Source organism: Candidatus Kirkpatrickella diaphorinae (assembly GCF_025736875.1).
Taxonomy (GTDB): domain Bacteria; phylum Pseudomonadota; class Alphaproteobacteria; order Acetobacterales; family Acetobacteraceae; genus Sorlinia; species Sorlinia diaphorinae.
In genome coordinates this window covers 1,003,514-1,027,734 of record NZ_CP107052.1, presented here as the reverse complement: position 1 = coordinate 1,027,734, position 24,221 = coordinate 1,003,514, and the positions used below count along the sequence as shown (strand labels likewise).

The 24,221-nt window shown below is 56.2% G+C and carries 20 protein-coding genes and 1 tRNA gene; 12 read left to right on the top strand and 9 right to left on the bottom strand.

Annotation, left to right across the window (positions count from 1 at the left end; all coding sequences use genetic code 11):
* Positions 1 to 4 precede the first annotated feature (4 nt).
* Positions 5 to 748, bottom strand: coding sequence for a uroporphyrinogen-III synthase (locus N5W20_RS04615; protein ID WP_319807736.1), 744 nt, complete (start codon positions 746 to 748; stop codon positions 5 to 7).
* Positions 732 to 1,790 (bottom strand): hydroxymethylbilane synthase, encoded by a 1,059-nt coding sequence (gene hemC / locus N5W20_RS04610; RefSeq protein ID WP_319807833.1) that lies wholly within the window; start codon positions 1,788 to 1,790, stop codon positions 732 to 734. Before hemC ends, N5W20_RS04615 begins: the two co-directional genes overlap by 17 nt.
* 174 nt (positions 1,791 to 1,964) lie before the next feature.
* On the opposite strand from hemC, the gene tsaD reads away from it, so the two are divergent.
* The 3 genes from tsaD (at position 1,965) to N5W20_RS04595 (ending at position 4,644) form a co-directional block, all read left to right on the top strand.
* The gene (gene tsaD / locus N5W20_RS04605) at positions 1,965 to 3,068 is read left to right on the top strand and encodes a tRNA (adenosine(37)-N6)-threonylcarbamoyltransferase complex transferase subunit TsaD (protein ID WP_319807735.1); all 1,104 of its coding nucleotides are present in this window, start codon (positions 1,965 to 1,967) and stop codon (positions 3,066 to 3,068) included.
* Positions 3,069 to 3,141: 73 nt separating this feature from the next.
* Positions 3,142 to 3,231: transfer RNA gene (locus tag N5W20_RS04600), tRNA-Ser, on the top strand.
* 597 nt (positions 3,232 to 3,828) lie between these two features.
* Positions 3,829 to 4,644, top strand: coding sequence for a hypothetical protein (locus N5W20_RS04595; RefSeq protein ID WP_319807734.1), 816 nt, complete (start codon positions 3,829 to 3,831; stop codon positions 4,642 to 4,644).
* Between the two features lie 1,333 nt (positions 4,645 to 5,977).
* Here N5W20_RS04595 and N5W20_RS04590 read toward each other — a convergent pair.
* Together N5W20_RS04590 and N5W20_RS04585 are read right to left on the bottom strand one after the other, a co-directional pair.
* Complete coding sequence (locus N5W20_RS04590; RefSeq protein ID WP_319807733.1) at positions 5,978 to 6,715, bottom strand: hypothetical protein; 738 nt, start codon at positions 6,713 to 6,715, stop codon at positions 5,978 to 5,980.
* Positions 6,712 to 7,098: a hypothetical protein gene (locus N5W20_RS04585; protein WP_319807732.1), complete on the bottom strand. Its 387-nt coding sequence runs from the start codon at positions 7,096 to 7,098 to the stop codon at positions 6,712 to 6,714. The genes N5W20_RS04590 and N5W20_RS04585 overlap by 4 nt, the downstream gene beginning before the upstream one ends.
* 477 nt (positions 7,099 to 7,575) lie before the next feature.
* Here N5W20_RS04585 and N5W20_RS04580 point away from each other — a divergent pair, with 477 nt between their 5' ends.
* On the top strand, positions 7,576 to 8,646 hold the full coding sequence (locus tag N5W20_RS04580; RefSeq protein ID WP_319807731.1) for a Hint domain-containing protein: 1,071 nt from the start codon (positions 7,576 to 7,578) through the stop codon (positions 8,644 to 8,646).
* A gap of 94 nt (positions 8,647 to 8,740) precedes the next feature.
* Here the strand turns inward: N5W20_RS04580 and secB are convergent, their stop codons facing one another.
* The gene (gene secB / locus N5W20_RS04575) at positions 8,741 to 9,262 is read right to left on the bottom strand and encodes a protein-export chaperone SecB (protein WP_319807730.1); all 522 of its coding nucleotides are present in this window, start codon (positions 9,260 to 9,262) and stop codon (positions 8,741 to 8,743) included.
* Between the two features lie 438 nt (positions 9,263 to 9,700).
* Here secB and N5W20_RS04570 point away from each other — a divergent pair, with 438 nt between their 5' ends.
* The 5 genes from N5W20_RS04570 (at position 9,701) to N5W20_RS04550 (ending at position 14,688) form a co-directional block, all read left to right on the top strand.
* A complete protein-coding gene (locus tag N5W20_RS04570; RefSeq protein ID WP_319807729.1) occupies positions 9,701 to 10,384 on the top strand; it encodes a Tim44/TimA family putative adaptor protein in 684 nt (227 codons plus the stop codon).
* Between the two features lie 117 nt (positions 10,385 to 10,501).
* A complete protein-coding gene (mltA, locus tag N5W20_RS04565) occupies positions 10,502 to 11,623 on the top strand; it encodes a murein transglycosylase A (RefSeq protein ID WP_319807728.1) in 1,122 nt (373 codons plus the stop codon).
* Positions 11,620 to 12,462, top strand: a complete 843-nt coding sequence (locus N5W20_RS04560) for a DNA-methyltransferase (protein ID WP_319807727.1) — start codon at positions 11,620 to 11,622, stop codon at positions 12,460 to 12,462. The genes mltA and N5W20_RS04560 overlap by 4 nt, the downstream gene beginning before the upstream one ends.
* Positions 12,463 to 12,543: 81 nt before the next feature.
* Positions 12,544 to 14,034 carry a cytochrome-c peroxidase gene (locus N5W20_RS04555; RefSeq protein WP_319807726.1) on the top strand — a complete coding sequence of 497 codons (1,491 nt, stop codon included), beginning with the start codon at positions 12,544 to 12,546 and terminating at the stop codon, positions 14,032 to 14,034.
* 66 nt (positions 14,035 to 14,100) lie between these two features.
* A complete protein-coding gene (locus N5W20_RS04550; RefSeq protein WP_319807725.1) occupies positions 14,101 to 14,688 on the top strand; it encodes a Smr/MutS family protein in 588 nt (195 codons plus the stop codon).
* Positions 14,689 to 14,718: 30 nt separating this feature from the next.
* Here N5W20_RS04550 and N5W20_RS04545 read toward each other — a convergent pair whose 3' ends face one another.
* Positions 14,719 to 15,831 (bottom strand): hypothetical protein, encoded by a 1,113-nt coding sequence (locus N5W20_RS04545; RefSeq protein ID WP_319807724.1) that lies wholly within the window; start codon positions 15,829 to 15,831, stop codon positions 14,719 to 14,721.
* A 120-nt stretch (positions 15,832 to 15,951) separates the two neighbouring features.
* Positions 15,952 to 16,905: an oxygen-dependent coproporphyrinogen oxidase gene (hemF, locus tag N5W20_RS04540; protein ID WP_319807723.1), complete on the bottom strand. Its 954-nt coding sequence runs from the start codon at positions 16,903 to 16,905 to the stop codon at positions 15,952 to 15,954.
* A gap of 170 nt (positions 16,906 to 17,075) precedes the next feature.
* On the opposite strand from hemF, the gene N5W20_RS04535 reads away from it, so the two are divergent.
* Positions 17,076 to 17,978, top strand: coding sequence for an S-methyl-5'-thioadenosine phosphorylase (locus N5W20_RS04535; protein ID WP_319807722.1), 903 nt, complete (start codon positions 17,076 to 17,078; stop codon positions 17,976 to 17,978).
* 59 nt (positions 17,979 to 18,037) lie between these two features.
* On the opposite strand, the gene N5W20_RS04530 is transcribed toward N5W20_RS04535, so the two are convergent.
* Entirely contained in the window at positions 18,038 to 18,709 is a 672-nt protein-coding gene (locus tag N5W20_RS04530; protein ID WP_319807721.1) for a dienelactone hydrolase family protein, read from the bottom strand.
* A gap of 375 nt (positions 18,710 to 19,084) precedes the next feature.
* Between N5W20_RS04530 and groES the strand changes: the two genes are divergently transcribed.
* Positions 19,085 to 19,378: a co-chaperone GroES gene (groES, locus tag N5W20_RS04525; protein ID WP_319807720.1), complete on the top strand. Its 294-nt coding sequence runs from the start codon at positions 19,085 to 19,087 to the stop codon at positions 19,376 to 19,378.
* A gap of 45 nt (positions 19,379 to 19,423) precedes the next feature.
* Positions 19,424 to 21,064, top strand: coding sequence for a chaperonin GroEL (gene groL, locus N5W20_RS04520; protein ID WP_319807719.1), 1,641 nt, complete (start codon positions 19,424 to 19,426; stop codon positions 21,062 to 21,064).
* A gap of 100 nt (positions 21,065 to 21,164) precedes the next feature.
* Here groL and N5W20_RS04515 read toward each other — a convergent pair whose 3' ends face one another.
* Positions 21,165 to 24,161 carry an ATP-dependent DNA helicase gene (locus N5W20_RS04515; protein WP_319807718.1) on the bottom strand — a complete coding sequence of 999 codons (2,997 nt, stop codon included), beginning with the start codon at positions 24,159 to 24,161 and terminating at the stop codon, positions 21,165 to 21,167.
* Positions 24,162 to 24,221 lie beyond the last annotated feature (60 nt).

The following is a 24,221-nucleotide window of genomic DNA, read 5'->3' as shown; positions in this document are numbered from 1 at the left end:
GGCTTTACGGAAATTCGGCGCATCCGTCACGCTTTGTCTGCGGCCCGGGGCCGAGACATTGGAGGATCGCGTCATGATCCGGCGCGTCGCTGGTGGAGATTTCCCGCCAGTCAGAGGATTTCAGGCGCGCTGCGATGGCAGCGGATAGAGTGATGGCGCGCAAATTGCGCGTATCGACGCCACTGACCGACGCGGCTTTGACCCAGGCCGATGCGGTTCGGGAAGAAAAAAACATGACAGCGTCAACTGCACCGGATCGTATTTGCGATAACAGCGAATCAGAAAGTGACGTGACCGGTCGGCTCCGATAAGTGAGGTAACGCACGACATCCCAGCCCCGCGCTTGAAGCGCACGCGTCAATTTCAGGCCCAGTTGCGCCCCGGTGGGGAAGAGAAGACGCCCCGATGGCGGCACTGACCCCAAATGCGCCACAATGGATGATGCGTTTCCCGCACAGGTTGCGATGTTGGTGAACCTGTGCGCCCGGAGGCGTGCGGCTGTCGCGGCCCCAACGGCACAGACCGGTATGTCCCGTGCGATGTCATCAAGTGCGGGGATGACCTGGGCGCTGGTAACGACCAGTTGCGTGAAAGGCCCTGAAGGAACAGGGCGTGGGGTGGCCTCAATCTGTAACAAAGGGTGCCAGATGACATGCCAGCCTGAAGCCGCAACCTGTCGGCAGGTTTTTTCAGCCCCTGGGGCGGGGCGCGTCACGATGACGGCGTATCTTTCAGACGGGCGTGTCATCCAGAAATATATCCTCAGGCGCTTCGGCTCTTAATGCATCGCCAAGCGCCAGGCCAAGTTGCTCCGCATCTTCCGGCGCGCCGGCAACTTCTTTCTGAAGGTAGAAACTCCCATCCTCGCGCGCAACAATGCCTGTCAGCACAATTTCGTAATCCTCAAGCACGGTGCGCGATGTGTGTCCAGGGCGGGGGCGCAGCCGCGCATACCCGCCGATCGGCGTGCGGCAGGAGCCATCAAGCGCGTCGAGCAGGGCGCGTTCCGCCGTGGCGACAGCGCGGGCTTCCGGGTCTTCAATCGCGAGGAGAAGCTCCTTAAGCTCCGTATCCGCGCTGCGCACGGTGACACCGACAATACCCTGCCCGGCCGCGGGGATCATATCATCCGTGCTGAGCACGGCATCGGCCCGGTCTTCCATACCCAGGCGCTTCAGCCCGGCATAGGCCAGCATTGTTGCGTCGCACGTATCGCCTGCAAGCTTGTCAAGCCGTGTCTGCACATTGCCCCTCAGGAGGCAGAAGCGGAGGTCCGGGCGTTTATAGCGCAATTGCGCCTGTCGACGGACGGAGGCGCAGCCGATCATGGCGTTTTGCGGCAGCACATCAAGGGGGTCACCCCCCGCTGCGACGATGGCGCGCGCTTTTTCCCGCAGGCGCGGATGGACGATCAGCGCGTCGCGCGCATCCTCCCGCTTGAGCGTGCAGGCCAGCGCCAGGCCGTGGGGCAGTTTCGTCTCCAGGTCCTTGAGGCTGTGAACGGCGAAGTCGATCCGCCCTTCAATCAAAGCCTCGTGAATTTCCTTCGCGAACAGCCCTTTACCCCCGATTTCAGCCAGGGCGCGGGACTGGACGCGATCCCCCGTTGTTGAAATCTGGTGCTCCTGAAACGCTCCGAGATCCCGCAAAATCGGGCAGAAACGCGTCAGACGCGTCAGGAAGGTGCGCGTCTGCACGAGGGCCAGGGGTGAACCACGCGTGCCGACGCGGAGGGGGAGGGCGCGCCGTGCCTCCGAAACATGGGCGCGACCCATGGCGCGGCGTTTCATCGCCTCAGCGGCGACTTTCTGAAGTGCGCTCTTCACAATTTCAAGCTCAATCTGATCAATGGCCTTATCGTGCGTTCAGGGTTTAACTACTCTTTTCAGGGTTTAAAAGAAACTATTCTCTCCGTCGGAGGGAAAATTGTTACTTAAAGTCAAGCAATGTCGTAACATGATGGGATGACCGCGTCGCTTTCCTCTGACTCTTCTGCCGCCATAAACGGGCATGCCCCGATCCTCGCAATCGAATCCTCATGCGATGACACGGCCTGCGCCATCATGTTGCCTGATGGTCAGATCTGCGCGGACCGGATCTATTCACAGAATGAACACGCGGCGCTGGGTGGGGTTGTTCCGGAAATTGCGGCGCGCGCCCATCTTGCGCATTTGCCGGACCTCGTCTCGCAATGTCTTTCCGATGCGGGCTACCGACTTTCAGACATGGGCGCCTTCGCGGCGACAACAGGCCCCGGGTTGATTGGTGGTTTAATTGTCGGCAGTCATTATGCCAAAGGTCTCGCCCTGGCCATGAACCGGCCTTTTATCGCGATCAACCATATTGAGGCCCATGCGCTGATGGCGACATGGCCGCTTATGCCGGGCGGGGGGGCGCCTTTCCCTTTCCTGCTTCTGCTTGTCTCTGGTGGGCACTGCCAGTGCGTCGCTGTGCGCGATATCGTGGATTACACCCTTTTAGGGAGCACGATTGACGATGCGGCTGGTGAGGCCTTCGATAAAGTGGCAAAGATGCTGGGCCTTGGCTGGCCCGGCGGCCCGGCTTTGGAAATGCTCGCGCGGGAGGGGGATGCACGTCAATGGGATTTCCCACGCCCTCTGGTCGGGCGCGCGGGGTGTGATTTTTCATTTTCCGGGTTGAAAACGGCGGTATCCCGGGTTGTTTCCCGTTTCGGGGCGGAAGCGCTTACCCGGCGGGATGCCGCCAATATCGCAGCCAGCTTTCAGGCCAGTGTCGCGCGCGTCATGGCGGATCGCGTCAGAAACGGGCTATCGGCTTTTCCCGAGGCGAAGAATATCGTCGTGGCGGGCGGTGTTGCCGCCAATCAGGCAATACGCAACGCCATTGAGGCCGTGGCGCAGGAAAGCGGCCTACCGCTCTTTGTCCCGCCTGTGCGATATTGCACGGATAATGCTGTCATGATTGCATGGGCCGCGTGGCAGAAAAGACGGGCGCACCCCGCTGCGGCTATAAACGACCTCAACATCGCACCCCGCCCAAGATGGCCGCTGGATGAGATGCGCCCCAACCCTGTTGCGCCAGGCTGAAGCCGTAACAACAAAGCGGTAGGAAACGGGACTTGCGTTTGAACGCGCTTTTCGGCAAAGAGTGTCTCCGTAAGGAGAGGTGACCGAGCGGTTTAAGGTAGCGGTCTTGAAAACCGCCGTGCGTGGAAGCGTACCGTGGGTTCGAATCCCACCCTCTCCGCCATGGACGCGATCAATAAGAATAAGATTGGAGACGATGTAGCGGGCCGCTAATGACGGCATCATGCCGACCTTCATCATGACCAATAAGCTTGACTGTTAACGGACATCTCAATGTTGGAATAAGGGAACATTGAGCGAGCGACCGTCGTGATCTCGAAATCCAGCGAGGTGTTTTACCGGATCGCCGTTAAACGGACAGAGCAGGGTGACGAGTTATTCCTGACGTCACTAAGTCGAATTTCCGACAAGGAGATCGCGCGTCTGAAGCGTCTTGGACGGGTCACTGTCCTCAAGGCAGTCGACGCATAGGTGGGGCCTCCCATGAACCCCACATAGCGATCCGCCCATTATGGGGCGTCCTACGGCGGGGAGAATTACACCGTGTCACTATGCGTCGCCCGGGAGTTTATCGCAGTCTCGACCAAGATTGCAATGAGATCGCGAAACTACCGGTCTTTGATGCGGGGATGCTGGACATTGGTTGAGTAGGCGAGTTAATTTCTTCTTTAAAATGCCGTCCCACCCAATCCTGGCGACGGACCTGTTTCCATGTCACGGGGTTGGAATTGGAGGGCGGCGCAGGCTGCGAAGAAATGCAATGAGTGAAGTCAAAAAGAGGAGGAGAAATAGGGAGAGAGAGGAAGCTTTAAAAAGGAGCGATCAATGCATTTATTGCGGGGAAAAGGCAGACTCCGTGGACCACTTTCCCCCTAGAAGCTTCTTCCGCGAAGGGCAATGGCCAAAAAATTATGCATTTCCCGCATGTATGGCTTGTAACAATGGGAAGGGAGAGGACGAGCAGGTAATCGGAAAGTTCCTCAAAATGCAAAACCTCGACCCTGTCAAAGACCCTGACTTCCAAAAGTTCGTCGATGGTGTGCGTATGAGTCGGCCTGACCTGTTTGAGAAGATTAAGGTCATCGAAGGAGAGGAAGCAAAACGCGCCCTCCGAGAGCTAGCTGGTAATGATGAGTCGGCGGCAAAATTAGCGATTGATGGTGCCAAGGTCATCGATTTTCCAGCAAGCTTGAACAATTTTTTGACGAATTTTAGCGGTTGGTTGGGTCGATCTCTTTATTTTCAGCATGTCGGTAGGATCCATCTTGGAGAGGTATTCACACGGATTTTTACTCTACAAGCTTTTGAACGACCTGAGCTTCGAAGAAGCTTAGATTTGCACATACAGCGGCCAACAATCGCACGCGGAAAAGATCTTTCCAAACAATTTTATTATCGATATCTCGTTATGGATAGAACGTTTTCCGGCTTTATATGGTTTGGGAACCCTCAATTCATCTTCAGCATCGTTGCGAGCCAGAATCCAACCGTGCTTGAACTGAACCGTCAATTTGAGCGAGGGGGATTTTGTATTCGGATCCCGCCGGTTAAAAAAAAGGGTCATGAGGGTTGTTAACTCAGAGCTAAATAGGGTGGTAAGTCGAAAACTTTTGAGCTGACGGCTGCTTCGTAAGATGTTTGCAATTTCGCCTGGCGATCAGAACAGTGTGGAAATTTCTAATGTTTCGGGAATAGATCGGAAACGGTGCCGGAAGCTACTTTATAAACTTGGGGAAAAAAAATTTGAAACAACTTACTTCGGTGAGAGCGGATACTCGGACAACCTGTACGGGCACTTGACGCACTTACAAGGTCTGGGGCTATGTCATGTTTATCCGACTAGTTACTTAGACATACTTTTTGTGCAGCTGCATAGAGACAGTATCAAAAAAGGCACGGTTCCTCGGATGAACAACGATTGGATTTGCAGCGCGCAGCTCACGACGGAAGGTATCACTCGCCTGGAGATCGCTTTGAAAACAGGAAAAGATGTGAAAATTGATGCTGCCGACGATCTTGATCCGTGGTTCACGCGATTTTGGAAGGCAATGTGGAAAATTACTTATAAATATTGCACACCCCCGTTCATTACCTTTCTACTCGGCAGGGCCATTAGATAGGAATGGCTCGAACACCTTATTTACATGATTCGAAATCGCGAGAATTTTAGATCTCCTGTGAAAAAATGACGAGAGTTCACATCACGGCAACGCCCAACCCAAGTATGACGCGCTGCCTAACATCGGCGCTTCTAGAAGGCGAAGGAACGGGTTCGTGGTTTGGCTAATTCAGCAAGCTTTCTTATTGAACGCGTTTCACAGAGAGACGATTCCTCTTATCAGTTCAGCACTGTCGCGACATCGTAAGGCTCTGTCTACAAAGCGATCCGCCCGGCGATCTCATCCCACCGGTCGCGATGTTCCGTAACAAGTTTAGCCAGATCTTCCGCGAGCTAGTCAGGTAGGGGGTTTTTGCCGGATATCCAACGTTGGACGGTGCGCACATTGACGCTCAGTGCGCTCGCAAGTTCAGACTGCCAGCGAGGCCCGAAGAGAGCCTCGCCTGCCTCCTGAGGATGATCCTGCGTGATCATCCTGCAAACCGGATCAGGAACGATAATGCGACCAGTCCGCCAAAGATGAAGGCTGAGATAAAGGCTGTGCGACTGCGAAGAAAAGCGTCCATGATACCCCTCCTCAACTCATCAGGCTTGCGCCTATTCAAAAGCCGTTTCCCGGCACTGATATCAAAAAAAGTGCTCGTCGCAACGGCTCTGTTTAGAGAGTTTTGGATTACCTGCCCGTAAGGATAACTAGTGGTAAGCGCAGCTCCGTAGCGAGACAGACCAGCGTGCCTTACACCATCTCCCGCCACACCGTGCACGCGCGTGCACGATGGCTGATTGTCCATCACAACTCAGAATGAAACACGCATCCGAAGCAATTTAACAAGGTTGAAGGGGTGGCGGTGGGGAGGGGCCACCTGTTGCCGGGTTGTTCCGTGTCGACATTCGTCATGCTGGCTCCCAATGTTCTGATGGGGCCGCTCGTAATTGGATATTGGTGCGTCGACGGGTAGGGATCGTCGTTGGATTGCGTGTCACCAGGCACGTAGTGATCATTATCCAGCGTGGTTTCATGAATAACGCCGCCCACGCGCGTGTAAATCGTTACAGACTGAATTTGCTCTGTCGGTATGTGGTGGGGCACAAACCATTCCTGTTCCCGCGCCATGGTGGCTCTCATCTGGTCTGAAACGCGGCGCGGCGAGGTCGCATGCTCATAAATATTATAGATCGACGTCGATGCCGAATAGAAGTTTCTGTCCGGTCGGATGTTATAAATGTAGCTTGTCGCGTCGCATGCGACATTAAGCAGGTCGATCGCAAATCTTCGTGCTATATCGGGGTTGGATGTTGTGGGGATAAAGGCTGAGTCGCGGCTGCCCCTTCCGCCGCTCAACCCGAGAATGTGTGCATTGACGTTGATATTATCGCCCCAGGACGTAAAGCCGGAAGCGAAGACTTCAGAAGGCGGTCTCGACTCAGCGCGGAACACTTTCTTGACCGGCAGCGCGGAGGCGCAGGAGAAGCTGAAAATGACCGTTGAAGCAACGATGAGCCGGCTGATGAGCGATGCGCTGCTCATGTGCGTTTTCCCGCCGGGGTCGACTCAGATAATCTGATGCCGACAAGCTTATCAATACTCGGGTCGAGCGTGCTTTGCGCAACGCAGATATCGGTCTTCACGCCTGTCAGATACGCCATTTTCGCAATGTCATACGTCCAGGGATCGTCATTTTTAACGGTGTAAAGACAGTAATTCGTGCCGAGATCGCCGCCGCCGATTTTGAATGTGGCGCCCCAACTCGGGCCTAATTTGGCGCCGATGACATCGGTTACATTTATGCCCTTATATAAAATAGTCTGCCCGTGATCGAATTTGCCGGATAACGCAGCACATAATTGTTCAAGATCATCACCTGCATGAGCGGGGGACGAGATCGCACAGACGCACATCGCGACTGCCATTATAATTTTCATGAATTTATGCCTTGTTATTATTGTTTTTTAATCGTATAATTCCATAACTATACCGTAAACATCAGTAAAGCACAAGTTTATGAGCGGAGTTATGTTTTAAAAAAACGGTCACGAATCGCCTCATGCAGTAGGCTTTGACGACGCGTGTCGGTCCTGTCAGGAGAGGGGGCAGGTCCCTGTTGGCTCAGCGCTCTACGGGCTCATGCCAATCAAAAATATAAAAATTCAGATTGTATGAGCATCTCAGGGTGCACTGGTGAAATTAGGAAAGTTTTTTCCCGGCATCAGCTTCCCCCCACCCTCTCTCGATAAAACAGCCCGGAGATGCTTTGCCCCCGGGCGCAGGCGATAAGACTGTTACGCGGAGTTCTGATTTTGCTGACAAAGACGGAAATTGCTGCAGAGACGCTATCCCAGGCTGAAATAGAGGATGACGCCCTAACTTTAAAAAGCACGCAAAAAGGGGTGACCTCAGTCACAGACCGCCAATCTTTCCTCGCTGGCACAATGATTCGCACCCTATCAGGTGAAAAACGCGTCGAGGATATCCTTGTCGGGGACAGGATCGCCGCATCTGTCGATGGAAGAATGACCGGTTGCGACGTCATCCAGACAGGCCATTACACGGTGACCGCCGGTGCTGGTAAAGATGACGTCGTCTCGCGTTTCCCGATCCGGATTATGCAAAGTGCGATTGCCGATGATGTGCCGTGCCGCGACTTACTTGTCGGGCCGGCACATTTTGTGGCTTTCGGCAATTATCTTATCCCAACCCACAGGCTTGAGAATGGCGCAACGATTTATTACGATCACGGGATTTCTTTAAGCACGCATTATCATTTTGCAACCGTTGAAAACGCTGTCGTCTGGGCCAATAATTTGCCATGCCGATCTGCCATCCCGACAGAAGAAGCCATTCTCAGCGTTTCCGAGATCTTGGATGAAAGCGTGTCACTGTTCGGGATGCAGCATGACGGGGAAATGGCACTGCAGGTCGCGACCTCAGACTATATTGAGCCGATTGCGCGTGGCATTCAGGCGCGCGCGGCGCATATGGGCTTCCGACAGGAGGGCAAGCGCGACATGAAGCCATCACAGGAGATCACCTGCCAGGTGGTGGACGCACGTGGGCGAGCCGTCGCGCCGATCAGGCATCACGGCAGAACCTTGCTGTTTAATGTGAAAACGCTTCAGGGACTCATATCCATCCGAAGTCCTGCAGCGCGGCCTTGTGATGTGATCGGACCCTTCATTGATGACAGGCGAAATCTCGGCGTTTTAATCGGCGAAATCACGATCATCTTCCCGGATCGCGTGGAGGCGATGACCCGTCATCTTTCAGAGCCGAATCTTTTCGGTTGGCATGGTGTCGAGGCGGGGCAGGCGATGCGATGGACAGCAGGGCAGGCCGTGCTGCCGATGGAGGAATTGCTGGACGGTCAGGCGCGCATTCTGGCGATCGAGATCAAAGCGTTCGGCCCCTATGTCGCGGAGGAAGACGTCGTGTCGACACTGGCGCAGCTTTGGACCCGGTGAGGTCAGTGACATGAGCGCGCCGCGATTTCCAACGTCGCGTCAGAAAAAAGGCGCCCGGTGGGGCGCCTTGATCATATCGTGTCGTCCGCGCCTTTCAGGCATTGCCTTCCGTCTGAGGAAATTGCTGCGCGCGTTTGCTCTGCCAGAGCCCGACAAAATCGATTGGATGCAGAACAACAGGTGCAAAGCCGCCATCGCGCGTGACGTCACTGATGATACTGCGCACGAAGGGGAAGAGGAGGCGCGGCACTTCGATCAGCAGGATGGGCTCAATGGCTTGATCCTGCGCGTCAGCAATGGTCACGACGGATGCATAAGTCAGTTCAAGGATGAAAATCGGTTTCCCCGGGACGCCGCCTTCCTTCTCAGGGGCTTCCTGCGCCTCGGCTTTCACGGCAATTGCGACTTCATAAACAGGCTGTTTATCGTCGAGCTTATGCGCCTGCACATCGATATTGACGCCGATCTGCGGTGCCGCCTTAATAGAGGCGAAAGTCGCCGCACCGCCCGGAACCTCGAAGGATAGATCTTTGATGAATTGAACATTGACAGAGAGCGACAAGGTTGACGGCGCTGCGCCTGAATTCTCGTTCTGTTCGTTGCTTGGTTTTGTCATTCTCAATTCCCGGGCTTTGGTCTGGTCACTGTCGTCGTCATGACATGACGATGTTTGATCGACCGATCTTAGCACGGGCACAAGGCTGGGGCCTAGACTCTCCAGAAAGTTTAAGGGCGTCCATCGTCGATTTTATCCGGGTCGGTCGGCAGAATGACGGCATTAACAGGCGACATTTATTCGCAGACCGACACCGCCTAAAATATTGCTTAACCGGCCTCGTCAGGGCCTCCGCTGCGTTAAGCCTTGAGGGCGGGGGTTGAAAACACGCCTTTCAGCGCCATTTTTCAGGGTGATATCAGCATTTATGCCGTGACGGACGGAGGGGAGATGATCTCATTTCGGCAAGGATGGGGTGCATGCGTATTTAAAGGTTGTTCCTGTGCAGTAAGCGATCTAATTTTACGTTTCCACTTTTGTGAAAGAGATTAACCGCCTATGTCAGGCTTGCCTATCCCGCTCGATATCATCTTCTTTGTGCTGGTTGCCCTGGTTCTGGGTTGGCGGCTCTTTGTCGTGCTCGGTCGACGCGTCAGGGTGGAAGCCGTTGTGACATTCCAGAAAAAGCCCCTGCCATCGAGCAAACTGGCGGCCGGGCCTGATATGGGTGAGGTCAAGGCGGCGACACGCTGCGACATCCCGCAACCGAATACGCGCGTCGGCCAGGTTCTGCAGGAAATCGGGCGGCATGTCAGTAAGTTTGAGCCATCAGGCTTTGTGGAAGAGGCACAACAGACATTTCGGGATGTCGTAACGGCTTTTGCAGCGGGCGATGTTGTTCGCTTGAAAGCCTGCCTCACGGAGGACGCGTTCGACACGTTCAACGCTGTCATTGAAGCCCGTCAGAAAGATCAGACAACTCAGAAGGCCGAGATCAAGGCGATTGATGAGGTCGCGCTTGAGGATGCCGCCATAACGAGCCCCGGGGCGCAGGCGGGACTGGCATCCATTGACGTCAAATTCGTCTCAAGGCAGATCAGCGCCGTCTACGACGCGAACAAGGATTTCGTGTCCGGGACAGAATCCGTGACGGAATTTTCTGAGCTTTGGCGCTTTATCAAGGTAACCGGACCGGACAACACGCAGGAAAAATGGCGGGTCGCCGCGATCAGAGCGGCGTGAGCTGACTGGAATGCACTTAAGTGGCTGCCAGATTCCGACGGCGTGCCAGACTGTTCAAAGCATCAAGGCTGATGATTCATGAAAATAAATAGTTCAGGGCGTTTCGTGGTTTTATTGATGGCCCTGATCATCAGTGGGTGCGCGCCGCAGCTCCCTTCCGGTCAGGAGACGCACCAGCCTGTCTCTTATGGTTCCCTGCGCAGCTGGGGGAATGAGTCCTTCAGCCAGATCGCCCCGATCGTCCAGGAAGAATGCCGTCGGATTTTAACTTTGCCGGGCGATGCGCGTATCAGCGGCGGGACGCCGCTGCCTGCGGGAAATCTCGCGCGTGAGTGGCAACCGGCCTGTCGCGCCTTTAACGCGGCACCTCCGGCTGATGACCGGTCGATACAATCTTTCTTTGAGAGGTGGTTCACGCCTTATTACGTGAATGGTGACGACCTCATTGAAGGTTTCAGTGAAATCATCGTCCCGGCGTCAAGCCATGAGACTTCAGAATATCGCATCCCTGTCTATGCCAGGCCGCAGGATCTCGTCCGCTCTCAACGTGGCGGCGGCAGCTGGGTTACAGGGCGTTGGATCGGGACGCGCTTCGTCCCATTCTACTCAAGGGCGGAAATTGATGCGGGCGCGCTGAAAGGGAAAGGGCTTGAAATCGCCTGGGTCAGGAGCCCGGCTGATCTTTTCATGCTTCAATTCCAGGGAGCAGGGCGGCTTCGTCTTGCGGATGGGAATATCATCCATGTCGCTTATGCAGCTCGGAATGGACGTCCCTATACACCGATCGGTCGCATCATGCGGGAGAGAAATTACATCTCGGATGGAGACATCACGATCGCGGCCATTCGCAACTGGATGAATCAATACCCCCAGCAGGCGCAACAATTAATGGCGCAGAATCAGGATTACGTCTTTTTCAAAGTCCTGCCGCCCCAATCTCTTTCATCCGGGTCACCCGGCGCGATGGGGATCGGCCTGTCGCCATATCGCTCCCTGCGTGCCAATGCGAAATCCATCCCTTTCGGCGCACCGGTCTGGGTTGAGACATCTATGAAGCTGCCGAACGGGGGTTCGCAATCGTGGCGCCACATGGCGTTCATGCAGGATGCGAATCTGGCCGCGCCATTGGGCCATGTCGCGCTTTTCACAGGTTGGGGCCCGGATGCGGATCATGTCGCAGCTGATCAGCATGAATCAGGACGACTCTTTATATTGTTGCCACGTGCGACGGCCGAATGACGGCGCCGAAGCGTCGCGCGCGGCGTGAGAAATTAGGGCGGCATGTGCTGATCAACGGGGACGCGATGACCGTTTTGAGGCGTATGAACGCGGCTTCCATCGATGTGATCGTGACCTCGCCACCCTATAATATCGGGCTACCTTATAATTCATATAAAGATGCGATGGCCGATGCTGATTATCTTGATTGGATGATAAGGATCTGCCAGCAATTAAAGCGCGTCCTGCGACCGGAGGGGTCGTTCTTCCTCAATATCTCTGGGACGTCGCGACGGCCCTGGTTGCCTTTCGAACTCGCCATGAGATTGCAGCCGCTATTTTCATTACAGAACCACATTATCTGGGTGAAATCCCTCGCAATCGGGGATGTGACACACGGACATTTCAAACCGCTCAATTCGACCCGTTTCCTCAATCATAATCATGAGCACGTGTTTCACTTCACGCATGAGGGGGCTGTTGTCATTGACCGCCTCGCCATCGGTGTGCCCTTCAAAGATAAAAGCAACATTGCGCGACGCAATCACGCGCGAGATTGCCGTTGCCGTGGCAATACCTGGTACATCCCCTATGAAACCGTGCGCACGAAGCAGCAGAAATTCATGCATCCCGGCACCTTCCCGGTCGGATTGCCTGGCGCCTGTCTGGCGCTGCATGGTGTGGATGAAAATTCGATCGTGCTTGACCCGTTTCTTGGTTCCGGCTCCACGCTGGTTGCCGCGGAGGGAGCTGGCGCAAACGGGATCGGCATTGAGCTGGACCCGACTTATTACCGCACGGCGCGCGCCCGGCTTCGCGCTTTGATGCCAGCGCGTGCGGGGGAAAACGCACATTCATGACGATAACGACATTGTGTAAAATCACTTTTACCTGCGCACTAACTCTTGCTATACAGCCCGCGCCGGATAAAGGGAGTTAGGATGTCGGTCAAACGAGGTAAAGCGCGGCTTATACGTCAATCTGTCATACTTGCTGGGGTCATCGGGCTGGGCGCTTACGGCGTGACCATTGCCTGGCTGACCCATTTTGACCGGTCATCCGCGCCACCATTATCCGCCTCAAGCGCCACGCGTAAAGACCCGATTGCTCTGGCCGCATTCAACGCATTGCGCGGCGCGCGCTGCGATTATTGTCACACTGAAAATGCGCAACTGCCATTTTACTTTAAAATTCCGGTTGCCCGGCAATTGATGGCGAAGGACCTTCGTCAGGGCCTCCGACATTTCCGTTATGAGCCGGTCCTGAAGGCGTTCGATGCCGGGTTGCCCCCTTCGGTGGAGCAATTATCGCGCATTGAGGAAGTGGTGACGCAGAACCGTATGCCGCCCTCACTTTTCCTGCTGATGCACTGGCACGCTTATCTCATGCCTTCGGAACGTGCTGCGATCCTGACCTGGATACGTCAGACACGCCGCAATTATTACGCCACGCCGGATGTCGCCCCGCAACATGCGGAGGAAGTCATCCAGCCCATCCCGGAGCAGATTCAGGTCAATTGGGATCGCGCGGCGCTCGGCAAAAAGCTGTTTTTTGAGCGGCGTCTTTCCGGTGATGGAAAGCTGAATTGCGCCAGTTGCCACGGCCTTGATAAAGCAGGCGTCGATAATCTGAAAACCGCGACAGGCATTAACGGGCAGAAAGGCCCAATTAATTCGCCGACCGTCTATAATGCAGTCTTTAATATTGCGCAGTTCTGGGATGGGCGCGCGGTGGATCTCGCGGCACAGGCGGCAGGGCCTGTGACCAATCCGCTCGAGATGGGCGCGCATGATTGGGACACGGTGGTCGCCACATTGAAGAGCGACCCGGAATATGTCGCGGATTTTCAGCGTATTTACGGGTCGGACGCCCTAACGAAGGGGAATATCACTAATGCGATCGCGGAATATGAGCGCACGCTTATCACGCCTGATAGCCCCTTTGACCTTTATTTGAAAGGTGACGATAACGCGATCACGACGCAGGAGAAACACGGTTATGCGTTGTTCAAGCAGGTCGGTTGCTCAGGTTGTCATAGTGGTGTCGCCCTTGGCGGGGACGCTTATGAGGTGATGGGGCTGGAGGGGCCTTATTTCACAGATCGCAATACGCCTTTGACCCAGGCGGATATTGGTCGGCAATCCTTTACCAAAGCATTGAGCGACTATCATCGTTTCAAAGTGCCGAACCTCCGTAATGTGGCGCTGACAGCCCCCTATTTTCATGATGGAAGCGCGCCGACGCTGGATGACGCCGTCAAGAAAATGGTGCGCTATCAGACACCCGCCGGCACCTTGTCGCAGGGCGATATTGATGACATCGTCGCTTTCCTGAAAACCCTGACGGGGAAATTCCAGGGTGTGCCGCTTCAGGAAACACCTGAAAACCCACCCCTCCGCAGTCCCGCGGATTCGGATGTCGATGAACATTGACGTGCACTGGACGTTTAACCATCGGTCTGACAGGTTTAGGGCGATTGAGGAAAGGCGAGCTGTTACATGCGGCGACGAGAGCTCGCGCCCGATGAGCGCACATTATGGGACATGTTCACCCGGGACATCGCGCCACTTAAGTCATTAAGTCGCAAGCCGCGTAAAAAGCCGGTTGTTCCCGCGCCGCAGCCTGAAAGCGCCTTGCCCACTAACATGCGTGCGCCATCGAGACAGCGCTTAAAGGCTACTCCAGGTCAGGACAGGTCGCCGCGCCGCGTAACCGCGCCCACGCCGAAAATCGAAATTGGCGCGCGTTTGCCGGGGCTGGACAACACCTCCTGGCGCGCATTGCTCAAAGGGAAAAAGGCGGCGCAACGCAAATTGGATCTGCATGGTTTTGCGGCGCAGAAAGCGTTCCACGCGCTTCATGACTTCCTCATTCAGTCGCATCGGGATGAGGTTCGTTATGTCGAAGTCATTACCGGCCTTGGTGGAGGCGGGGAGGGCGGAGTTCTCCGCCGTGAGCTGCCGCATTGGCTTGAGCGGCAGGAGCTTCGGCCTTTAATCCTTGGCGTCGTCTACACACATCGGGCCAATAAAGGGGCTGTCCGCATTCTGCTACGTGCAGGGCGCCGGGGACGCACATCGCCGTAACCGGGCGTCTTCAAACGCTGAGACGCGCCGTTAAAAAGACCGCTTCGTCTCCTGGCCAAGTCGCCAGCGCGGAAGATTAATATTCAGCCAACGTCGAAGCGCCAGTAACGCGGGTAATTCGGGTGTGAAACTGGCCATGACACCGGACGCGGCGACGCCCGTACTGGGGTGAAGCGCATGCGCGGCGAGCCAGGATTTGACCTGCTCATTATCCATGACGGACCCGATCGCATATCGCCAGCGTGCGACGGAAACAGGTGATGTCAGCATGGGAAGTGCGATCAGGATCGGCGTCGCGGCCGCAGCGCTCAAAGCGCGCCAGCCCGCATAAAGGGTGGACCCGGGTGCCCGACTGAAAGCCTGCCGAAACGTCTCTTCAAATCTGGGCACGCCCACCATGTCAGCACCGACATAAAAGAGGGGGGCTATCCCTTCCGGAAGCTGATGCAGGATGGAGAAATCATCTTTATGTGTCAGGGTAAGCTGAATCGCGTCAACCTCGTTATTGGCGAGCGCGGCGAGCGCCTTCTTCTGGCTGACAATGCCGGAAACGGGCAAAGGGTGCAGGCCGAGAACGGAAAGCCCCAGCACAGTTGCCAGCTCCACCCCGATGGGCTGTGCAACCGCCACACGCGACGGTTTATCGTGCAGAAATCCCGATACCCGCGCGCGGAATGAACGATGAAGCTCCGCACGCGCAATCGTCATGACCGTTTGCTGCGCCGCCAGAACGCTGATCCAGCGCGAATAATCAAAATGCACGCGGGCATCGTCGCATAATGACGCAATGACGGCTGAGCCCTTGGAGACCAGCGCCATTTCACGATTATCTTCCGGCGGGTTTCTGTCAAAAAGATTGGCCGCCGTGACACCGTCATGCCCAAGGTCAAAAGCGAGATCAAGATCGCTCTGCATCCCCAGCCCGCTGGAAAGGGACGGGGCGATGAGACGCGCGAATGCCCCGCTTTCAGACGCTTCATTGCCGCTGACGATCAGTCGGGTTGGGGGAACTGAGGGGTTGGGCGCGCCGGTCAAAGGCGTCTGCCCCATCACGCGAGAAGACGCGAAACAAGCAGACCCTAAAATTGCGGAGAGAAGCCGACGTCGAGAGAGTACGGCGTGATTTCTGGCGCTTTCACTCATATAATTTTATTATACACATCCATGCCGTCCATGTCCTTAAACTTTAACGGTGGCGCGGAGTTCCACGGCGATATTTGACCCGAAACAATAAGATGACGTCTTTTCTGCTTAGGCCTGTCGTCAGGGCCATTTCACCTCTGGCGGCATACTCATCAAAATAGCCTCGGTGTTACCACCCGTTTTAAGGCCGAAAATCGTCCCCCGGTCATGGATCAGGTTAAACTCAACGTAACGCCCCCGGCGGATCAATTGTGCGTCGCGATCCTGATCCGTCCAGGGCGTCATCATGCGTTTCCGGACGAGGACAGGATAGATTTCGGCGAAGGCTGCGCCGACATCCCGCGTGAAGGCGAAATCATCCTCCGGATTTTCCGTGCGATGGTGATCGAAAAAAATCCCCCCAAGCCCGCGTGGTTCATTTCGGTGCGGAAGGAAGAAATAACGGTCACACCACGCTTTGAATCGCGGATAGTAAGTGTCGTCATGCGTGTCACACGCTCTTTTGAGCGCTTCATGGAAGGCGGCGGCATCTTCCTGCGCGGCCCCGCTTTCCGGGAACATAGGCGTGATGTCTCCACCCCCGCCAAACCATCCCTCGCTGGTGATGATGAGCCGCGTATTGAAGTGCGCAGCGGGAACATGCGGGTTACAGGGATGCGCCACGAGGGAAATACCGGTCGCGAAAAATCGAGGATCAGAATCCGCGCCGGGGATGGCATTACGAAATTCCGGTGAGAATTCGCCCCAGACGGCGGAGATATTGACGCCGACTTTCTCAAAAACCCGGCCCCGCATGACGGACATGACGCCGCCGCCATTCAAGGTGGCGCCTTCACTGACATGTCGCTTCCAGCCTTCCCGATGGAACTTCCCCGCGTGGACGCGGTCGTTCAGAACGGGACTTCCCGCGGCGACGGCCTCAGCCTCAATTGCTTCGTAGGACGCACAGATCTGGTCCCGCAATGCTTCAAACCACGTTTGCGCCCGCGCCTTGAACGAATCATGCGCGATGTCGGGCCGTAGAACCTCATGGAAAAATTCAGGACGGGATAAATCTTTTTCTGTGCGGCTCATCTCAAAGTCTCCGAGAGCGCGGGGCCAGCGCTCTTGAGGGTAGGGTTTGACCTGTGACATATAGTCGGCTGAGCATCCCTGCACAGGGTGCAGATTCAGGCAGGTCGCCGCGCAGAACGGCAACGCGGTTGTCCGGACTTACAACATTTTCTGGAAGGCTGCATTGATCCATGTCTTCATCTCAAATCATTCAACCGGTTATCGGAATCATTGGTGGTTCCGGTCTCTACGATATTGACGGGCTTGAAAATAAAAGCTGGCGCAATATCGAGACACCGTGGGGCCAGCCTTCCGACGCATTATTATGTGGTGAGCTGGGCGGCGTGCAATGCGTATTCCTGCCGCGCCATGGGCGTGACCACCGGATACCGCCGTCAGAACTGAATTTCAGGGCCAATATTGACGCTCTCAAGCGCCTCGGCGTGACTGATGTGCTGTCACTTTCGGCGGTCGGTTCACTTCGGGAGGTCTTGTCTCCCGGCTCATTCGTCATTGTGGATCAGTTTATTGACCGGACATTCGCCCGTAAGAAAAGCTTCTTCGGCACAGGCTGTGTCGCCCATGTCGGGTTAGGCCATCCGACAGCGCAGCGCATCAATGATGTGATTGAGATGGAAGCCGCGGCCCTGCAATTGCCCATCACCCGAGGCGGCACCTACCTTGTGATGGAGGGGCCACAATTTTCCACTTATGCGGAAAGCAGGCTTTATCAATCCTGGGGCTGCGATGTGATTGGCATGACCAACATGCCGGAGGCCAAGCTGATCCGTGAGGCTGAAATGTGCTATGCCAGCATCGCCATGGTGACGGATTATGATTGCTGGCATGAGGATCATGATTCCGTGACGGTGACGGATGTCGTGAAAGTCATGAAAAACAACGCCGCCGCCGCCCGCACCTTGTTGCAGCGAGTCATTCCGAAACTCGGTGAGAAGAGGGGCCTGTGTCCCTCCGGCGCCGAGCGCGCGCTGGACCACGCGATTATCACGCCGCTTGATAAGCGTGACCCGACGCTTGTGCGTAAGCTGGATGCTGTCGCCGGGCGGGTTCTACGTTCGGAAGCCGTTTCCTGAAGCCGATTTGACGGTCATCGGCCCACCCTTATGCTCCGGCAATAAGGGTGGGCGGCGCGTCAGATATGTTGGCTGAGGAAATCCATGGAACGCTGCCATGCCAGGCTGGCCGCATCCTCATTATAGCTGCTGCGATCAAAGCAGCCGAAACCGTGATCAGCCTGATCATAGACGAATAGCTCAAGATCAGGTTGGTTCTGGCGGATTGTCAGAATATCCGTATGCGGGATATGCGCATCCTGTCCCCCGAAATGGAGTTGCACCGGGCAATGAGGTGCCGCATGGCTTTCCCCCGCGATGCCGCCACCATACCATGAGACGGCCGCCTGCAATTTCTGCGTTTGGGTCGCCATGCGCCAGGAGAGGAGGCCGCCCCAGCAAAAGCCGATCGCGCCCACGCGCTTGTGCCCGGCCTGATGAAGATAGTCGGCGGCGGCTGTCACATCCAGCAAGGCGTCGGCCTGATCACAGGACGCATATGTCTCAAGCGCGCGCTTGAGTCCGTCACCTTCGTAAGCGAGCACCAGATCCCGCTCGACACGGTCATAGAGCGCGGGGGCAATGGCGTGGTAACCCATTTCCGCCAGCCGGTCGCAAACGGAACGTATATAAGGGGTGACGCCGAAAGCCTCCTGAATGACGACGATGGCGCGCTCCGCATCTGCATCGCCTGCGATATAGGCGCTGAGATGGTGGCCGTCCGACGCCGTTAAAGTTTTAATTCTGCTCATAAACTGTCTCCCTCGATGCGGCCTTTTTAGACCCTTGTCGCGGGGAGCGTCCAGCGGCAATCCGCTTGTGATCCTTTGTTTATCACGGTGATTTGTCCTCTGACGGGCAAAAAAAACAAGGGCGGAAACATGTCTGGACAGGAGGCCCGAACAGGGAAGATACGCGGCATTTCAGTGGGTCGTTGCGGCGCCTCTGACAATCGCTTCACGGGTGATTAACCGCCTTCTTACGAGCTCTTGACGGAAAAAAAATTAAACCTTATCTAGTTTGGCACTCCCGATAAGAGAGTGCTAACGCGCTGCGGCTTTGCGGGCGCGCAAACCGGTTGTGCTGCTTATCAATCGAGGGCACGACCCCTAATTTTGGAGCGATCCATGGTAAATAAATTCAGACCTTTACATGACCGTGTGGTGGTCGAGCGTCTTAATGGTGAAGAAAAAACCGCTGGCGGCATCATCATCCCCGACACGGCGAAGGAAAAACCGATGGAAGGCGTGGTCATCTCGGTAGGACCGGGTGCCCGCAATGAGCAGGGCCAGATCGTCGCCCTGGACGTCAAGGAAGGTGATCGCGTCCTTTTCGGAAAATGGTCCGGGACGGAAGTGAAGATTGACGGCAAAGAGCTGCTGATCATGAAAGAAAGCGACATTATGGGCGTGATCAGCTGAGCGGCCTCATCTGACTGAACCTGACTGTAAAACTGGAGATTTATTATGGCTGCCAAAGACGTAAAATTCGGCGGTGAAGCGCGTGAGCGCCTGCTTCGTGGTGTCGATATTCTTGCTAATGCCGTCAAAGTGACTTTGGGCCCTAAAGGCCGCAACGTTGTCCTTGATAAGAGCTTCGGCGCACCGCGCATCACGAAGGACGGTGTCTCTGTCGCGAAAGATATCGAGCTTGCGGACAAGTTCGAGAATATGGGCGCTCAGATGGTGCGTGAAGTCGCTTCCAAGACCAATGACATTGCGGGTGACGGCACAACAACGGCAACAGTGCTGGCGCAGGCCATTATCAAAAACGGTGCCAAGGCTGTCGCCGCGGGCATGAACCCGATGGACCTCAAACGCGGTATCGACAAGGCGGTCGAAGCTGTCGTTGAAGAGCTGAAGCAGAAAAGCAGCAAAATTTCTTCCAAAGAAGAGACTGCGCAAGTCGGTAAGATTTCTGCGAATGGTGAGGGCGAAATCGGAGAGATGATCTCCGACGCGATGCAGAAAGTCGGCTCTACCGGTGTCATCACCGTGGAAGAAGCGAAGGGCCTGCATACGGAACTGGATGTCGTTGAAGGCATGCAGTTCGATCGCGGTTACATCTCCCCCTATTTCGTGACAAATCCGGAGAAGATGACGGCGGACCTCGAAAATCCGTACATCCTGATCCATGAGAAGAAAATCTCTTCGCTTCAGCCGATGCTGCCCCTTCTTGAAAAGGTCGTGCAGTCTGGTCGTCCGCTGCTGATCATTGCTGAGGATGTTGATGGGGAAGCCCTGGCGACCCTCGTCGTCAACAAGCTCCGTGGTGGCCTCAAGATCGCAGCTGTCAAGGCCCCTGGCTTTGGTGACCGCCGCCGCGCCATGCTTGAGGATATTGCGACACTGACGAATGCTGAGGTGATCAGCGAAGATCTCGGCATCAAGCTGGAAGCGGTAGAGATTTCATCGCTCGGAACCGCGAAGAAAGTCCATATTGATAAAGAGAACACCACGATCGTCGAAGGTGTCGGCGAGAAGGTGAAAATCGAGAAGCGTTGCCTGCAACTGAAGAGCCAGATTTCCGAAACGTCTTCCGACTATGACAAAGAGAAACTGCAGGAGCGTCTCGCGAAGCTCTCTGGCGGTGTCGCGGTCATCCGCGTCGGTGGAAGCACCGAAGTCGAGGTCAAGGAGCGCAAGGATCGCGTGGAAGACGCGTTGCATGCGACACGCGCCGCGGTTGAGGAAGGTATTGTTCCCGGTGGTGGCACGGCTCTCGCGCGTGCGGCTTCGGTCCTTGAGCACATCAAGCTTGAGAATGAAGACCAGAAAGCCGGTGTCAAAGTTGTGCATGACGCCCTGAAAGTGCCTCTGAAGCAGATCGCGGAAAATGCGGGCCATGATGGTGGCGTCATTGCCGGCAAAGTTCTTGAAAATTCCCATTACACGCACGGTTTCGATGCGCAGACGGGTGAATTCAAGGATCTTGTCAAGGCGGGTATCGTCGACCCGACAAAGGTCGTCCGTGCGGCGCTTCAGGATGCGGCCTCCATCGCCGGTCTTCTGATCACGACGGAAGCCATGGTTGCCGAACGTCCTGAGAAGAAAGCAGCCCCTGCGGGCGGCCCGGGCATGGGTGGCATGGGCGACATGGACTTCTAAGTCCGCGTCATTCAGCGTTACAAAAAGACTGCCTCGCTTTTGCGGGGCAGTTTTTTTTGTAGTGTCGGGCGCGCAACTCGTCATCGCACTTTGAGAACCGTCAATCGGTCGCTTCCGCGAGAAAATCGCTGATCCGGGTGGTGACATCCCGTAAACCGAGGCGCTCAACCACCACACCTTCCGGGAACGCGGAAAGCAGGCGCGACGGAAACTGGCGGTCAAGCGTTACGAAAACACCTTTATCGGCGCTTGATCTTATGAGGCGCCCGAAACCCTGCCGGATGCGCATCCGGGTCAGGCGATCATCATAATCATCCAAACCTGTTTCCACCGCATGGCGACGCCTCTCACGATGCAGAATATCGGGGCGCGGCCACGGGGTCTTTTCAAATACGACGAGGCGAAGGGCATTTCCTTTAATGTCGATCCCGTCCCGCATGGCATCCGTCCCCAGAAGGCAGCTATCGATTTCCGTCCGAAAAATATCGACGAGGGTCGCATTATCCATCTGGTCGACATGCTGCGCGAAAAGGGGGAGGCGCAGTTTTTCCAGCCGCGGTGCGAGATATTTATAGACACTGCGGAGGCGGCTGATCGCCGTAAAGAGACCGAGCGCACCGCCGCGGGACGCCGTGAAAAGGGCCTCGAAAGCGGCTGCGAGTTGCGCGATTTCACGATGTGAGACATCCGTCACTATATAAGCGCGCGTCTGCGTCCGATAATCATAAGGGCTCATCATCGCGGCGCGCATTGCGGGTTTCAGAAAGTGGCTCGCGCCCATCATATGCTCCGCCGCGCGCCAGGAAGCCTCCGCGTCAGAGGGGCGCGCGGCGCGTCCGGCGAGAGAGATATCATGTCGGGGCGGATCATTGCCTGAAACATCATGTTCGGACATCTCCGTCATGCCGGGCTGGTCCCGCAAAGTCGCGGATGTCACGAGGATACCATGCGCCGAGGCCTGCATGACGGTGGCATAAGGGATGGTGGGGTCACGCCAATGGCGATGAATGCCGATATCAAAGCGTGTGCCGCTGAAACGGCGATGAGAGATGGCCTCACTGCGGATGATATCGATAAAACGATCATCATCCGAAGGCGCTTTTTCTGGCGTGATGGCGGTCAGCAGGTCGATCCATGCGTCCAGCCTGAAGATCGCACGCCTTTTCAACGCGCGTGCGGCGGCTTCCAGACGGATACGCTGGGGCGCCTCCAATATGTCGTCCGGGTCCGATAATTGCGCCATGAAAGCGCCCACCAGACGCTCCAGCGGTTTTTTAAGGGCGCATAAAGCCTCGCGAAGGCGTGGCGCCAGAAGATCAAGACGTGGATCAATCGGTTGCAGGTCACATTCAAGCTGGTCCTGCCGCGGGTGGAGCTGCGTGCGGGCGCGCAATTGCTGATGAAGCGTCTGAAGGAAGGCCTCTGAAGGATTGACCTCCAGAGACAACTCCGTCGCCTCCGCGGCTTCAATCGGGGCCTGTGGTTCGGTCTGAAGGCGATCCAGCCATCCGGGGGAAGGGAGAGCCTGTGCGGCGGTGATCACATGCATGATATGCCGTTCCAGAGACGCATCTTGCGCGATCAGATCTTCCAGTCGGCGGCGCAATCCACGCGCGCGGGAGCGTCCCCCTTCAGCCCCTAGAAGCCAGCGTCGCAACTCCGATGCTTCCAGACCGGATAAGGCGACGGAAAAAGCACTGTCCGCCGCGTCGGGAAGGTGATGTCCCTCATCAAAAACATAATGTGTCGGAGGTTGATCCTCATCCGGTAATGTTTCCTCATCATGGAGCGCCCACGCGGATTGCGCCATGACGAGGGCATGATTGGCCACCACAATTTCCGCCGATTTGGCGCGGCGGATGGAATGTTCAACGAAGCAGCTCTGGTAATGCGGGCAGGCGCTGTAAATACACTCCCCGCGCCGGTCAGCCATGCTTAGCAATGTCGCGCGGTCATAAAAATCGAAGAACCATCCGGGGAGATCCCCGCCAATCAGATCCCCATCCTCCGTCATTGAGGCCCACCGCGCGACCAGGGCGAGCAATATGCCCATAGGTGCGGCGGATCTGTCCGGTCGGGCCGCGAAAACATTGACGCTGTCTTCATAATTGAGAAGACAAAGATAATTTTCCCGCCCTTTACGAATGACGATTTTGCGCCGTCGCGTGACACGATCCGGGAAAAGCGCATGGAGTTCACGCTCAATCTGCTTCTGAAGGTGACGCGTGTATGTTGAGACCCACACTGTGCCGCCATTTTTCTCCGCCCAGACGGATGCCGGGGCGAGGTAGCCGGCCGTTTTGCCGGTGCCCGTGCCGGCCTCGGCCAGTACAAGCTCCGGCATACCGGGCGCCTCACGCGGTTGAAAAGCCTCGCAGGCGACAGACGTGAAATCACGCTGCGCCGGACGTGTCTCCGCATCCTTGCCGATGATATCAGCCAGGCGGTCCAGCGCCGCATCACGTGAGACGGGCCGCGCGCCCGCGGGTGGGGGCGGGGCCTCATCCTCCCATTTCGGGAGGCGACGCCAGATTTTGAGCGGGAGCGTGTCCTCCACGGTTGAGAGGGCGACATCACCCAGTAAATGTTGCAGGTCATGCCGCCAGGGCCAATGATGACGGTGCAGAACCTGCATGAGGCCGCCAATCTCCCGTCGGCCAGGCGACTGAAGCAGGCTGGCGAGCTGCTCTTCCAGCCGCGCGGTGATCGTCAGGAGAATGCGCGCATCGGTGCCCTCCTCAAGCGGAATATCCAGCGCATCGCAGACCCCTTTAAGTGTCGGGGCGATACTGGTCGTGGGATGGATGAACAGGAAAAGCTCCAGCACATCCCGCCAGGGATAAGGGGGCACAACGGCGCGCAAACCCAGTCGCCTGACCGTGACAGCACCGTTAATGACAATGGGGGACGGGGCACGCGCCCATAAATCCCGCGCCTCAGCCAGGGATAGCGCAAGCAGCTTGCCGTCCTGTGTCAACAGGGAGGCGCCATCCAGCGTGATGAGAAAAGCCGGACCGTGCTTCAGAAAGGCGGGGGAGGGTTGTGACATTGGTGATACAGTAGCGTAGCTTGCGCCACGCGCCCAGCAATGTTTCATGTGTCCGCTTGACCGCTGCGATGAGTGTTTCTAGGTTTCGCACGGTAACCAGCACTGTAT

Bases quoted from the DNA above. Each gene is read 5' to 3' on its own strand.
- N5W20_RS04615 (WP_319807736.1), bottom strand. From the start codon at position 748: ATGACACGCCCGTCTGAAAGATACGCCGTCATCGTGACGCGCCCCGCC.
- hemC (WP_319807833.1), bottom strand. From the start codon at position 1,790: ATGAAACGCCGCGCCATGGGTCGCGCCCATGTTTCGGAGGCACGGCGC.
- tsaD (WP_319807735.1), top strand. From the start codon at position 1,965: ATGACCGCGTCGCTTTCCTCTGACTCTTCTGCCGCCATAAACGGGCAT.
- N5W20_RS04595 (WP_319807734.1), top strand. From the start codon at position 3,829: ATGAGTGAAGTCAAAAAGAGGAGGAGAAATAGGGAGAGAGAGGAAGCT.
- N5W20_RS04590 (WP_319807733.1), bottom strand. From the start codon at position 6,715: ATGAGCAGCGCATCGCTCATCAGCCGGCTCATCGTTGCTTCAACGGTC.
- N5W20_RS04585 (WP_319807732.1), bottom strand. From the start codon at position 7,098: ATGGCAGTCGCGATGTGCGTCTGTGCGATCTCGTCCCCCGCTCATGCA.
- secB (WP_319807730.1), bottom strand. From the start codon at position 9,262: ATGACAAAACCAAGCAACGAACAGAACGAGAATTCAGGCGCAGCGCCG.
- N5W20_RS04570 (WP_319807729.1), top strand. From the start codon at position 9,701: ATGTCAGGCTTGCCTATCCCGCTCGATATCATCTTCTTTGTGCTGGTT.
- mltA (WP_319807728.1), top strand. From the start codon at position 10,502: ATGGCCCTGATCATCAGTGGGTGCGCGCCGCAGCTCCCTTCCGGTCAG.
- N5W20_RS04560 (WP_319807727.1), top strand. From the start codon at position 11,620: ATGACGGCGCCGAAGCGTCGCGCGCGGCGTGAGAAATTAGGGCGGCAT.
- N5W20_RS04555 (WP_319807726.1), top strand. From the start codon at position 12,544: ATGTCGGTCAAACGAGGTAAAGCGCGGCTTATACGTCAATCTGTCATA.
- N5W20_RS04550 (WP_319807725.1), top strand. From the start codon at position 14,101: ATGCGGCGACGAGAGCTCGCGCCCGATGAGCGCACATTATGGGACATG.
- N5W20_RS04545 (WP_319807724.1), bottom strand. From the start codon at position 15,831: ATGAGTGAAAGCGCCAGAAATCACGCCGTACTCTCTCGACGTCGGCTT.
- hemF (WP_319807723.1), bottom strand. From the start codon at position 16,905: ATGAGCCGCACAGAAAAAGATTTATCCCGTCCTGAATTTTTCCATGAG.
- N5W20_RS04535 (WP_319807722.1), top strand. From the start codon at position 17,076: ATGTCTTCATCTCAAATCATTCAACCGGTTATCGGAATCATTGGTGGT.
- N5W20_RS04530 (WP_319807721.1), bottom strand. From the start codon at position 18,709: ATGAGCAGAATTAAAACTTTAACGGCGTCGGACGGCCACCATCTCAGC.
- groES (WP_319807720.1), top strand. From the start codon at position 19,085: ATGGTAAATAAATTCAGACCTTTACATGACCGTGTGGTGGTCGAGCGT.
- groL (WP_319807719.1), top strand. From the start codon at position 19,424: ATGGCTGCCAAAGACGTAAAATTCGGCGGTGAAGCGCGTGAGCGCCTG.
- N5W20_RS04515 (WP_319807718.1), bottom strand. From the start codon at position 24,161: ATGAAACATTGCTGGGCGCGTGGCGCAAGCTACGCTACTGTATCACCA.